Annotated in this window: 13 protein-coding genes; all 13 read left to right on the forward strand. The window is 38.4% G+C overall.

Going from position 1 to position 12,462, the window contains the following annotated elements; translation table 11 throughout:
- Positions 1–311: 311 nt before the first annotated feature.
- Complete coding sequence (locus C4F40_RS13725) at positions 312–827, forward strand: helix-turn-helix domain-containing protein (protein WP_196939951.1); 516 nt, start codon at positions 312–314, stop codon at positions 825–827.
- A gap of 61 nt (positions 828–888) precedes the next feature.
- Positions 889–1,401, forward strand: a complete 513-nt coding sequence (locus C4F40_RS13730) for a hypothetical protein (RefSeq protein ID WP_196939952.1) — start codon at positions 889–891, stop codon at positions 1,399–1,401.
- 38 nt (positions 1,402–1,439) lie between these two features.
- Positions 1,440–1,667, forward strand: coding sequence for a four helix bundle protein (locus C4F40_RS21830; protein WP_196939953.1), 228 nt, complete (start codon positions 1,440–1,442; stop codon positions 1,665–1,667).
- A gap of 376 nt (positions 1,668–2,043) precedes the next feature.
- On the forward strand, positions 2,044–2,526 hold the full coding sequence (locus C4F40_RS13745; RefSeq protein ID WP_231390067.1) for an adenylyltransferase/cytidyltransferase family protein: 483 nt from the start codon (positions 2,044–2,046) through the stop codon (positions 2,524–2,526).
- Positions 2,527–2,570: 44 nt separating this feature from the next.
- The gene (locus C4F40_RS13750; RefSeq protein WP_270049219.1) at positions 2,571–3,935 is read left to right on the forward strand and encodes a nucleotide sugar dehydrogenase; all 1,365 of its coding nucleotides are present in this window, start codon (positions 2,571–2,573) and stop codon (positions 3,933–3,935) included.
- 13 nt (positions 3,936–3,948) lie between these two features.
- Positions 3,949–5,064, forward strand: a complete 1,116-nt coding sequence (gene wecB, locus C4F40_RS13755; protein ID WP_196939955.1) for a non-hydrolyzing UDP-N-acetylglucosamine 2-epimerase — start codon at positions 3,949–3,951, stop codon at positions 5,062–5,064.
- A gap of 8 nt (positions 5,065–5,072) precedes the next feature.
- Positions 5,073–6,284: a UDP-N-acetyl-D-mannosamine dehydrogenase gene (gene wecC, locus C4F40_RS13760; RefSeq protein ID WP_196939956.1), complete on the forward strand. Its 1,212-nt coding sequence runs from the start codon at positions 5,073–5,075 to the stop codon at positions 6,282–6,284.
- Between the two features lies 1 nt (position 6,285).
- Positions 6,286–7,473: a UDP-N-acetylglucosamine 4,6-dehydratase gene (locus C4F40_RS13765; RefSeq protein WP_196939957.1), complete on the forward strand. Its 1,188-nt coding sequence runs from the start codon at positions 6,286–6,288 to the stop codon at positions 7,471–7,473.
- A gap of 4 nt (positions 7,474–7,477) precedes the next feature.
- Complete coding sequence (locus tag C4F40_RS13770; RefSeq protein WP_196939958.1) at positions 7,478–8,620, forward strand: LegC family aminotransferase; 1,143 nt, start codon at positions 7,478–7,480, stop codon at positions 8,618–8,620.
- Positions 8,610–9,239, forward strand: coding sequence for an acetyltransferase (locus C4F40_RS13775; protein WP_196939959.1), 630 nt, complete (start codon positions 8,610–8,612; stop codon positions 9,237–9,239). The genes C4F40_RS13770 and C4F40_RS13775 overlap by 11 nt, the downstream gene beginning before the upstream one ends.
- Positions 9,236–10,246 (forward strand): N-acetylneuraminate synthase, encoded by a 1,011-nt coding sequence (neuB, locus tag C4F40_RS13780; protein WP_196939960.1) that lies wholly within the window; start codon positions 9,236–9,238, stop codon positions 10,244–10,246. The genes C4F40_RS13775 and neuB overlap by 4 nt, the downstream gene beginning before the upstream one ends.
- Positions 10,246–11,409 carry a UDP-N-acetylglucosamine 2-epimerase gene (gene neuC, locus C4F40_RS13785; RefSeq protein WP_196939961.1) on the forward strand — a complete coding sequence of 388 codons (1,164 nt, stop codon included), beginning with the start codon at positions 10,246–10,248 and terminating at the stop codon, positions 11,407–11,409. The genes neuB and neuC overlap by 1 nt, the downstream gene beginning before the upstream one ends.
- On the forward strand, positions 11,409–12,458 hold the full coding sequence (locus C4F40_RS13790; protein WP_196939962.1) for a nucleotidyltransferase family protein: 1,050 nt from the start codon (positions 11,409–11,411) through the stop codon (positions 12,456–12,458). The genes neuC and C4F40_RS13790 overlap by 1 nt, the downstream gene beginning before the upstream one ends.
- The last annotated feature ends 4 nt before the right edge of the window (positions 12,459–12,462 follow it).

A 12,462-nucleotide genomic window follows, 5' to 3' on the forward strand; every position in this document is an offset into this window, starting at 1 on the left:
GGTTTTTTAAGTAATTCGAGCTTGTTTACAGATAATATTTCCTTGAGATAATATTTCCTTGAGAGTTTCTTTCATAGGAAGCTAAATTTATAAAAAGTTTCACTGAGTGAGATACAAAATATATAAAAAGTTTCGTTTTGTGAGCGAAATATTTGCAGTAAAATATCCATAAGTCCTCCGATGATTCTGTTTAGGCAGTTCCATTTTGATAAACTGAAGGCTGTGATATTGGACAGCCGTAATATTTAATTTGGAGGTCTTGTTTTTTTAAATAAAACCGAGTACTTTTGTTGCTCAATGCTACTGATGCTATGTTAGAAACCCTGATTACGTCCAAGACGCGACTAAAGCTTTTGATTAAGTTTTTTGTCTATGCTACCAACAAGGGTTACTTGCGAGGCTTGGCGGAAGAATTTCATGAATCGACCAATGCGATCCGTAAAGAACTTAATCAGTTGACAGATGCGGGCTACCTAACCCGCGAGCAGCAAGACAATAAGGTGATATACCAAGCGAACAACCAACACCCACTTTTCAATTCTCTTCAGCGACTGATCCGGGATTACCTGGGAATGGATGAGCTGATTGATAATATATTTGCAAAGGCGGGCGACATTGAACAGATCAGTTTGATGGGTGATTACGCAAGAGGCATCGATTCTGGAACATTAGAAGTATGTATATTAGGAAATGATCTCGATACGGATTACTTATCGCGGTTAGCAAATAAGTCATCGGAGCTTTTAAAAAAATCCGTGAAACTTTATTTTGAAAAGTCGCCCGTAGCCGTACATCAGATCATACTGTTTAAAAAAATAGGCGGATAGGCGGATACGCAGATAGGCAAATTCGCGAATACGCAAATACGCAAATACGCAAAAAGAAAAAATGATAGAAACTAACCGCATAGAACACAAAGAAAGGTTAACTGACCATCTCGAAAAGGAGGTTGTTGCGTTCTTGAATTATCTTGGCGGTGGGATGATTTATCTTGGTATTGCTAAAGACGGTATGCGGATCTTTCGGGATATGGAATTGGTAGAACAGTTGGGATCTGCTGTGCCGAGAATTTTACGCGCCTATGCAAAAGAGTGTTTTCAGTTTTCGACCAATTTTATCAGAATGAGTTTTCCAATTAATCCCAGCATAGAGCCTGTCGGTGTAAATGAGGGATTAAATGTCGGTGTAAATGTCGGTGTAAATGTCGGTTTAAATGAATTGTTGGAGATCATTCGGAATAGCCCCGGAATAAATGCAAAAAAAATAGCTCAGTATTTTGATGTAGCCGACCGTACTTTGGAGCGTTGGCTAAAACAATTGAGAGACGAAGATAAAATCATATTTAAAGGAGCGCCCAAGACAGGGGGATACTTTATAAAGGAGAAGCAAATACGCGAATAGGCTAATTCGCAGATTCGCGACTACGCAAATAAAAAAAGATGAGAATATTCTATTTCGAAAAATTGGAGGTGTGGCAAGAATCTAGAGCTTTGGTGAAAGAACTATATTTGGAGACCAAAAGTTTTCCGGTGGAAGAAAAGTTTGGCTTAATATCACAAATAAGACGAGCTGCCCTAAGTATTTCCGCTAATATTGCGGAAGGTATGTCGAGAGGGACAGAAAAGGATAAAGCACGTTATCAATCAAGCTTTTGGTTCAGCTATTGAGGTAGTCAATTTTTTAGTGTTGGCAAACGATTTAGAATTTTTGACAGATGAAGTGTATATAAAATTACGAGAAAAAACAGAAAAGATTACGAATCAGTTGAATAGTTTGTATAATAAGTTTAATAAATAGGCGAGTACGCGAATATGCGAATCTGCAAATAGGCAAACGTGCAATTAAACAAGAAATACGGCATAGAAATTGTTGTTAGCAGGCAAGTCATCGGAATGTTACAAAAATCCGTTAACTTTATTTTGAGAAACAACCGTATTAGTACATTTATTATTTTAAGCAGATCCGCAGATTCGCAGATATGCAGTTAAGCAAATCCGCAGTTAAGCAAATAAGCAAATATGCAGTTAGGCAAATAAGCAGTTTATGAAATCGGAAACTAGTAAAAACTTGGACACAAACATTAAAAGCGATAGACATAGTATGCGCGTTGGTATTACCTTTTCGGCGTTCGACCTGTTACATGCAGGACATATCAAGATGCTCGAAGAGGCCAAACGCCAATGCGATTACCTCATTTGTGGTTTGCAGGTAGATCCTACCTTAGATCGTCCAGAAAAAAATAAACCCAGCCAGACCGTTGTAGAACGCTATATCCAACTGTCGGGTTGTAAGCATGTCGATGAGATCGTACCTTATTTAACCGAGCAGGATTTGGAAGATGTTTTGCGTTCATTTCAAATCGATGTGCGTATATTAGGTGATGAATATAAAGATAGAGACTTTACGGGCAGAGCATATTGTGAAGAAAAAGGAATAGAGCTTTATTTCAATACACGCGATCACCGTTTTTCGAGTTCTGGATTAAGAAAGGTGGTTGCAGAGAAGGAGAATGGAAAAAAGGGTTAGTGACTAGGAGTTAGAGATTAGGGGTTAGAAATAAATAAAATAATATGCAAACCGAGCGAAGCGAGTTCATGGATGCGATAAAGAATAAACAAAACTCCGTAGTAGGCGAATTCGCGAATACGCAAATTAAAAAAATTGCCATTATCGGGCAAGGATATGTAGGTCTTCCGTTGGCCATTGAATTTGCATCACATTTTCCAGTGGTGGGATTTGATATTAATGCAGATCGTGTTGCGGAATTGAATGAAGCCAAAGATAGTACACGTGAAGCAGATTTAGACAAGCTGGAGACGGTTATCAAAACAGCGAGAGATACCAATTTTGTAAAGGGCTATCGTGCTTCTTCTTCATTAGATGACATTCGGGAAGCACATATTTTTATTGTGACTGTACCCACGCCTATTGATCGTTACAACTCGCCGGATTTACAACCGTTACTGAAAGCGACTACCATGTTAGGCGAAGTGATTAAATGTGGAGATATCGTGATTTACGAATCCACGGTCTATCCGGGTTGCACCGAAGAAGAGTGTGTTCCGCTATTGGAACAGATCTCCGGATTAACCTTTAACACCGATTTTTTTGTTGGTTATTCACCCGAGCGGATCAATCCGGGCGACAAGGTAAATACGCTGACAACCATAAAAAAGGTGACTTCGGGTTCCACACCCGCAATTGCCGAGGAAATAGATCAATTATATCAAAAAATTATATTGGCTGGCACGCATAAGGCACCTTCAATTAAAGTAGCGGAGGCGTCAAAAGCAATCGAAAATGCCCAACGCGACGTCAATATCTCGTTCGTTAACGAGCTGGCATTGATATTTGACCGTGTTGGTATTGATACCAATGATGTGTTGGAGGCAGCAGGTACCAAATTCAACTTTTTGAAATATAGACCCGGTTTGGTTGGTGGACATTGTATATCCGTTGATCCGTATTATCTAGCGCATAAAGCGGAGCAACTGGGTTATCATCCAGATGTGATTCTATCCGGTCGTCGGGTAAATGATTCTATGGCCCGCTTTGTCGCTTCCAAAGTGGTTAAATTAATGATCGGCAAGGGTATCAACGTCAAGGATTCAAAAGCATTGATATTAGGTATTACGTTTAAAGAGAATTGTCCCGATGTACGGAATACCAAAGTAATAGATATCCGTAAAGAATTGATTGAATATGGTGTTGAGGTCGATATTTACGATCCGTGGGCGGATCGCGAAGAAGTTTCTCACGAATACGGCATCAAGTTGCTAAGCGAATCACCAGTCACCAAGTATGAAGCGGTGATATTGGCTGTAGCGCATCATGAATTTTTAACATATAATATTAAATCATTAACAAGAGATACGAGTGTCGTATTTGATATCAAAGGTTGTTTAGACCGAAATAACGTAGACGCAAGATTGTAAAAAGAATATATTTATGAGCAAAAACCTTATTGTCTTTGGTACAAGGCCAGAAGCTATTAAAATGGCTCCCTTAGTAAAAGAATTCAAAAAGCATCCCGAGTTAGATACCAAAGTTTGCGTAACGGCACAGCACCGCGAAATGTTGGATCAGGTGCTGGAATTTTTTGATATCACGCCCGATTACGATATGGATTTGATGAAGCCAAATCAGAACCTCTACTCCCTCACTGCAGATATCCTCACCGGACTTAAGCCAATCTTGGAGGAGTACCAACCTGATTATGTTTATGTGCATGGCGATACAAGCACCACGATGGCGGCAAGTATTGCCGCTTTTTATTCCGGTGCCCAAGTCTGTCATGTGGAAGCAGGCCTGCGTACTCATAATAAGCGGTCACCATTTCCCGAAGAAATTAATAGGCAGGTTACCGGTCGAATTGCGGATTTTCATTTTTCGCCTACTATGGCTTCGGAACAAAATCTTCTTCAGGAGAATGTGAATAAAGACACGATATTAGTTACGGGCAATACGGTTATCGATGCTTTATTTGATAGCTCCGAACGGGTTAAAGATTTGGATAATGTAGAAATCAATAAATTAAAAGAACTCGTAGATGCATCTAAAAAAATAATCTTAGTAACAGGTCATCGCCGCGAAAATCATGGACAGGGTTTTATCAATATATGTGAAGCGTTAAAAGAGATCGCGCTTAATAATTCGGATGTTCAAATTATTTACCCCGTGCATTTAAACCCGAATGTCAAGGGGCCGGTTTACGCCATATTATCAGGTATCGATAATATTCAACTTATCGATCCGCTGGCGTATCCAGCATTTGTCTGGTTAATGAACCGATCGTATCTAATCATTACCGACTCTGGCGGGGTGCAAGAAGAAGCGCCTAGTCTAGGAAAGCCGGTACTAGTAATGCGAGATACGACCGAACGTCCAGAAGCCGTTGACGCCGGAACAGTTATTTTAGTAGGAACTGATAAAAATTTGATTGTGAGTGAATGCCGTTCACTGTTAATTGATGAGGAACGTTATAACAGTATGTCTGCTTTACACAACCCGTATGGAGATGGTAGAGCTTGTGAGAGAATAGCTAATTTTATTATAAATAGATAAGATAAAATATGAATACAAAAGTTGTTACCATAGGACTGGGATATATCGGTTTGCCAACGTCCGCTTTAATTGCAAACAATCAAATCCATGTACACGGTGTAGATATTTCACAGCATGTTGTGGATACTATCAACGCTGGCAAGATTCATATTGTAGAGCCGGATCTGGATAAGGCTGTTGCAGAAGCTGTTCAGGAAGGCTATCTAAAGGCGGACACGAAACCGGTAGAGGCGGACACCTACTTGGTCGTTGTACCTACACCATTCAAAGGAGACCATCAACCAGACATTTCATATGTTAAGGCTGCTACTACGGGAATTTTACCTTTATTGAAAGAGGGGGATCTTTATATTATCGAGTCTACATCACCTGTGGGAACTACCGAAAAAATGATGGATTATATCTTTGCAGAGCGACCAGAACTACAAGGTAAGATTTATCTCGCATATTGCCCGGAACGCGTATTGCCCGGTAATGTCATGTACGAGTTAGTGCATAATGATCGGGTGATAGGTGGCGTAAATGAAGATTCAACACAAAAGGCTTTATCATTTTACCGCCGGTTTGTAAAAGGCGAGCTACATCCGACAAATGCGCGGACTGCGGAAATGTGTAAATTAACTGAAAATGCGTCGCGGGATTCGCAAATTGCGTTTGCGAATGAGTTGTCCTTAATCTGTGACAAAGCGAACATCAATGTGTGGGATCTAATTCGTTTAGCGAACAAACATCCCCGCGTGAACATCCTGCAACCAGGTTGCGGTGTTGGTGGTCATTGCATTGCGGTAGATCCATACTTCTTAACAGCGGATTTCCCAATGGAATCTCGTATGATTGCCCAAGCACGTGAAACAAATAATTATAAATCTTTTTGGTGTGCGGAGAAAGTAAAATCAGCAAGACTAGAATTCGAATTAAAACAAGGTCGTGAGCCATCTATTGCTATTATGGGATTGGCATTCAAACCCAATATTGATGATTTAAGAGAATCGCCTGCCATTCATATTGCAGAACGCGTATTACAGGATTCAGGTGATGCAGATATGTATATTGTTGAGCCTAACGTTCGAGAGCATAAAGTGTTTAAATTAACAAATTATAAAGATGCTGTTGAGAAGGCAGATATTGTTGTTTTTTTGGTCGCGCATAATGAGTTTAAGACATTAGAATTTAATAACAGTCAGGTCATTCTTGACTTTTGCGGCGTAACAAATAAATGATATGAATATATTAAATTTAATTGGTCGTGAACAGGAGCTTTTTGCACAAGATATTGAAAGTAGTGAAAAAGAATTAAACCAAATTGTTTCCACATCACGATTTTTAGTAATTGGTGGCGCGGGTTCAATTGGACAAGCCACAACAAAGGAGATTTTTAAAAGAAATCCGAAGAAATTACATGTGGTTGATATAAGTGAAAACAATATGGTCGAACTGGTGCGCGATATTCGGAGTTCTTTCGGTTATATAGATGGGGATTTTCAGACGTTTGCATTAGATATTGGTTCAATCGAATACGATGCATTTTTTGAGGCAGATGGCGAATATGATTATGTATTAAATCTGTCTGCGCTGAAACATGTACGTAGTGAAAAAGATCCGTACACGTTAATGCGTATGATTGATGTGAACATTTTCAACACGGATAAAACAATCCAACAATCCATTACAAAAGGTGTAAAAAAATATTTCTGTGTTTCCACGGATAAAGCTGCAAATCCCGTTAATATGATGGGTGCATCTAAGCGTATAATGGAAATGTTTTTGATGCGCAGAAGTACAGATATTAAAATTTCGACTGCACGGTTTGCCAATGTAGCATTTTCAGATGGATCATTGTTGCATGGATTTAATCAACGTATTCAGAAATTGCAGCCCATCGTAGCACCTAATGATATTAAACGTTATTTTGTTATACCAAAGGAATCCGGTGAGCTTTGTTTGATGTCGTGCATATTTGGTGAAAATAGAGATGTATTTTTTCCGAAATTAAGTGAGAGTTTACATTTGATCACGTTTGCCGAAATTGCAGAAAAATATTTACGGAAACTAGGATATGAACCTCATCTATGTGAGACTGAAGATGAAGCACGTGATTTAGTTCGCAGTTTACCTCAAGAAGGGAAATGGCCATGTCTGTTTACAAGCAGTGATACTACAGGTGAAAAAGATTTTGAAGAATTTTTTACAGATAAAGAGACCTTGGATATGCAACGATTTGAAAATTTAGGAATTATTAAAAATGATCTGAATATTGAATCTGCTAAGTTAGAACTTTTTGAAGAGACTATTGCAGGTCTTAAAATCAATAAAAAATGGGATAAACAAGAAATAGTTGATTTGTTTTTTCAAATGATACCTGATTTTGGACATAAAGAAACAGGTAAGTATTTAGATGCAAAAATGTAAAAAAATGGAGAACATTAATCAGATCGTATCATTTGTTCAGGAACAGTTTCAAACCAAAGAGTTTATACCTTTGCATGAGCCTCGTTTCCGAGGTAATGAAAAAGAATATCTATTAGATACAATTGATTCTACATTTGTTTCGTCTGTAGGAGCTTACGTAGATCGGTTCGAATTGGATATGCAGGCAATAACCAGTGCAGAAAAGGCAATTGCAGTTGTTAATGGGACGGCCGGATTGCAAGTTGCTTTACGTCTTGCTGGAGTGGTGGCCGGTGATGAGGTTATAACACAAGCACTTACATTCATAGCTACCGCCAATGCCATTGCATATAACCAAGCTACTCCGATTTTTGTTGATGTGGATCTGGATACTATGGGATTATCGCCAAGTGCTATGGATAATTTCTTAGAAGAGTTTGGCGAGATTCGACAAGAAGGTTGTTTTAATAAGTCAACAGGAAAGCGAATCGCTGCATGTATGCCTATGCATACTTTTGGCTTTCCTGTTCACATTGATGAACTTATCGCGGTATGTGAGAAGTGGCATATTCCTTTAGTAGAGGATTCTGCAGAATCCTTGGGGTCTTATTATAAAGGAAAGCACACCGGCACCTTCGGCTTATTAGGTGCATTTTCATTTAATGGCAATAAAACGGTCACCTGCGGAGGTGGAGGAGCTATAGTGACGAATGATCTGACTTTAGGAGCTAAGGCTAAATATTTGACAACTACAGCGAAAAAGCCACATCCGTATGAGTTTTTTCATGATGAAATTGGTTACAATTTTAGAATGCCTAATCTCAATGCAGCATTAGCTTGTGCGCAACTGGAAATGTTGGATGAGTTCGTTGACAATAAACGAGAACTAGCATCTCTTTACGCAAAGTTCTTTAATAGTATTGGTGTCAATTTTAGACAAGAACTACCAGATACCAAAGCCAATTATTGGTTAATGTGTGTAGAATTAAATAACAAAGAAGAACGCGATTTATTTCTAAAGGAAACGAATGTACAAAAAGTAATGACGAGACCAATTTGGCAATTGATGTACCGTTTACCTATGTTTGAACATTGTCAACGCGATGCGCAAAGCAATGCCATATTTTTGGAAGAAAGAATTGTAAATATACCAAGTAGTGTTAGATAATAGGATTGTAATAATAGGTTATTCAGGGCACGCATTGGTTGTGTTAGATGCAGCTATTGCTATGGGATTGGAAATCCATGGCTATTGTGAACCTACTGCAGTTGTATTTAATCCGCATGCCTTAAAATATTTTGGAAATGAGAGTGATGGAGCTTTTTCGTGGAATAATGATGTCGATTTTATACTCGGGATAGGTGATAACGCTACGCGATATAAGAGCGCACAACGAATTAACAAACACAACGGAAGGGTATTAAACGTTATTCATCCGGCGAGCAACATAGGCAGTTCTGTTAAAATAGGAAATGGAAATTTTGTTAACGTCAATGCGTGCGTTAATGCTTTTGCGACTATCGGAGATTATTGCATATTAAATACAGGTTGCATTGTAGAACACGAGTGCCAATTAGGCAACGCGGTACATGTTGCTCCCGGCGCTGTACTTGCGGGGAATGTAACAGTGGGGAATTTTAGTTTTGTCGGTGCAAATTCCGTGATTAAGCAGGGTGTTAGAATAGGTGAAAATGTAATTATAGGAGCAGGGAGTGTAGTACTGAAAGATGTGGAAGACAATCAGATCGTAGTAGGAAACCCAGCAAAAAAAATACGTACACAATGAAAAAAGTTTTAATTATTGCAGAAGCAGGTGTAAACCACAATGGCTCAATAGAAAACGCATTTAAATTAATTGATGCTGCGGTTGATGCTGGTGTCGATTATATAAAATTTCAAACATTTAAAGCGGATAAGTTAGTTGCCAAATCGGCAAAAAAGGCTGAATATCAAATTACAAATACAAAGAATGCAAATGATTCGCAGTTTGAAATGCTAAAAAAGCTCGAGATCTCTCATGAGGATCATGAGCGTCTTATCGACTACTGTAATTCAAAAAAAATTAGTTTTTTTTCTACCGCGTTTGATTTAGATTCACTACAGTATTTGAAAGATATCGGTCTAGATTTAGTGAAAATACCCTCCGGAGAAATAACGAATCTTCCTTACTTGAGAAAGGCAGCAGGATTATTCGATAGAGTAATCCTATCGACAGGAATGTGTACATTGGAAGATATTCGATTGGCAGTCGATGTGTTTGTTAAAGAAGGAATCGATATTAAGAATATTACGATATTACACTGCAATACAGAATATCCTACGCCTATGATGGATGTAAATTTGAAAGCAATGAATACGATAAAGGATACTTTCGCAACAGAAATCGGATATTCTGACCATACGTTAGGGATTGAAGTTCCTATTGCAGCAGTTGCTTTGGGTGCTTCGGTAATTGAAAAACATTTTACTTTAGACAATACGATGGAAGGGCCTGATCACGCAGCATCATTGGAGCCTAGGGAATTGAAGGCAATGGTTGCTGCAATTCGAAATATCGAACTGGCAACTGCAGGCTCCGGTTTAAAGGAACCTAGTCCTTCTGAATTAAAGAATATGGTAATTGCCCGGAAAAGTATCGTGGCAAAAGAACAAATAGTAAAGGGAGAGGTTCTTACTGAAGAAAATTTGACAGTCAAGCGCCCTGGTTCGGGTATTTCTCCTATGCAATGGGATGAAATAATTGGACAGATTGCCAGTAAAAACTTTGATGTAGATGATTTAATTAGTCTATAATGAAGAAAATTTGTATTGTTACAGCAACAAGGGCGGAATATGGTTTATTAAAACCTTTGATGACGCTAATCGAAAAAAGCGATCAGTTTACATTGCAGGTTTTGGCGACAGGAGCTCACCTTTCTCCGGAATTTGGATTAACCTACAAGTTTATTGAGCAAGATGGTTTTATCATTAACGAAAAAGTAGAGATGCTTGTGTCGTCTGATACATCAAATGCAATAGTTAAATCAATGGGTTTAGGGATGATTGGCTACGCGGACGCTTTTTCAAGATTGAATCCCGATGCTGTTATTATTCTCGGTGATCGATATGAAATGCTCTCTGTTGCTTCTGTCGCGTCAATTTTTACCATACCAATATTTCATTTACATGGTGGCGAGATTACAGAAGGTGCGTATGATGATGCCATCCGGCACGCTATTTCAAAACTTAGTCACTTACATTTTACATCTACAGAAGAATATCGACAAAGGGTCATTCAGATGGGTGAACAACCTGATCGCGTTTTCAATGTTGGGGCTATTGGACTAGACAATATTTATAATGTTCCTCTTTTGACAAAAGAGGACCTTGAGCAGAGTCTTGGCATTAGATTCAAGAAATATAATTATCAAGTGACTTTCCACCCAGAGACATTAGGTGGGAAATCAGCCAAAGAGCAGTTTGAAATATTATTACGGGCGATTTCACAGCAAAAGGATAGCTATTTCGTCTTTACTAAAGCTAATGCGGACACGGACGGTAGAATTATAAACCAGCTAATTGATGATTTCGTCAGTAAAAATCCAGAAACATCCGCTGCATACAGTTCTTTGGGAAGTATTCGTTTTCTTTCTCTTGTGAAAATCTGTAATGCCATTGTAGGTAATAGCTCTAGCGGAATTATCGAAGCTCCATCATTGAATACAGCTACGATCAATATTGGCGACCGACAGAAAGGTAGGACGCAAGCTGGGAGCGTCATCAACTGTGCCGTTGAAGAGGAGATGATTATTGATAGTTTTCAGCGCGCGAAGGAATCACTGTTTCAAGATACTGTAGCTAAGATCGAAAATCCCTACGGAACTGGTGGTACGGCTGCTCGAATAATGCATGCGTTGTCTTCACTAGACTTTAATCAGTTAAAAACAAAGAAATTTTACAATATAAAACATAGATAATGAATATTGTTGAAAGACACACGATTCTGCGGTCGGAATCAGTTCGGGAAGCCTTAATTAAATTAGATTTAATTGCACCATCATCTATTCTATTTATAGTGGGAGAAGATAATGTTTTACTGGGTTCTCTAACTGATGGGGACTTGCGAAGGGGTTTCATAAAAGGATTAGACTTTGATAATGATTTGTTAGATTTTACACAAACTAATCCTGTATTTATCACAGAAAATAAATATGACTTAGATCAATTAGATCAGTTTAGAAAAAATTTAATAAAAATTGTGCCCATTGTTGATGCAGAGCATCGAATCATCGACATTTTAGATTTTAAATTTAAGACAACTCTTATCCCTGCAGATGCAGTTTTGATGGCAGGGGGGGAAGGAAAACGTTTGAGACCACTTACGGAGACCACGCCAAAACCTCTTTTAAAAGTAGGCGGAAAGCCTATAATCGAATATAATATGGATAGGTTGCAACAGGTAGGTGTCAAGAATGTGAATTTAAGTATTAATTATCTCGGCGAACAGTTGGTCGATTATTTTGGAGATGGGCAAAGCAGAAACTTAAATATTCAATACGTTCGAGAAAGTAAACCTCTGGGCACTATTGGATCAATTCTTTTAGTTGAAAATTTTGAACATGACGACATTATTGTGATGAATTCAGACCTGTTAACCAATATTGATTTTGCTGATTTTTATCGTACTTTTAAGGAGACTAATGCCGATATGGCTGTAGCGGCAACTTCCTATCATGTAGATGTTCCTTATGCTGTTTTAGAAATTAATGAGCAGAATACCGTTAAATCATTAAAGGAGAAGCCGAGGTATACCTATTATTCTAATGCGGGTATCTATTTTATAAAGAAAGACTTATTAAAAATGATACCTGAGGATCAGTTTTTTGATATTACAGATTTAATGGATCGGATCCTCGAAATGAATCTAAAGCTAATCACATATCCGATTAATGGGTATTGGTTGGATATCGGGAAGCATGAAGATTTTAAGAAAGCTCAGGAAGATATTAAACACATAAAATTGTAGACGC

This window comes from Sphingobacterium pedocola (assembly GCF_015209965.1).
Lineage (GTDB): Bacteria > Bacteroidota > Bacteroidia > Sphingobacteriales > Sphingobacteriaceae > Sphingobacterium > Sphingobacterium pedocola.

Excerpts from the sequence above, each read along its gene's own strand:
- C4F40_RS13725 (WP_196939951.1), top strand. The coding sequence starts at position 312 with ATGTTAGAAACCCTGATTACGTCCAAGACGCGACTAAAGCTTTTGATT.
- C4F40_RS13730 (WP_196939952.1), top strand. The coding sequence starts at position 889 with ATGATAGAAACTAACCGCATAGAACACAAAGAAAGGTTAACTGACCAT.
- C4F40_RS21830 (WP_196939953.1), top strand. The coding sequence starts at position 1,440 with ATGAGAATATTCTATTTCGAAAAATTGGAGGTGTGGCAAGAATCTAGA.
- C4F40_RS13745 (WP_231390067.1), top strand. The coding sequence starts at position 2,044 with ATGAAATCGGAAACTAGTAAAAACTTGGACACAAACATTAAAAGCGAT.
- C4F40_RS13750 (WP_270049219.1), top strand. The coding sequence starts at position 2,571 with ATGCAAACCGAGCGAAGCGAGTTCATGGATGCGATAAAGAATAAACAA.
- wecB (WP_196939955.1), top strand. The coding sequence starts at position 3,949 with ATGAGCAAAAACCTTATTGTCTTTGGTACAAGGCCAGAAGCTATTAAA.
- wecC (WP_196939956.1), top strand. The coding sequence starts at position 5,073 with ATGAATACAAAAGTTGTTACCATAGGACTGGGATATATCGGTTTGCCA.
- C4F40_RS13765 (WP_196939957.1), top strand. The coding sequence starts at position 6,286 with ATGAATATATTAAATTTAATTGGTCGTGAACAGGAGCTTTTTGCACAA.
- C4F40_RS13770 (WP_196939958.1), top strand. The coding sequence starts at position 7,478 with ATGGAGAACATTAATCAGATCGTATCATTTGTTCAGGAACAGTTTCAA.
- neuB (WP_196939960.1), top strand. The coding sequence starts at position 9,236 with ATGAAAAAAGTTTTAATTATTGCAGAAGCAGGTGTAAACCACAATGGC.
- neuC (WP_196939961.1), top strand. The coding sequence starts at position 10,246 with ATGAAGAAAATTTGTATTGTTACAGCAACAAGGGCGGAATATGGTTTA.
- C4F40_RS13790 (WP_196939962.1), top strand. The coding sequence starts at position 11,409 with ATGAATATTGTTGAAAGACACACGATTCTGCGGTCGGAATCAGTTCGG.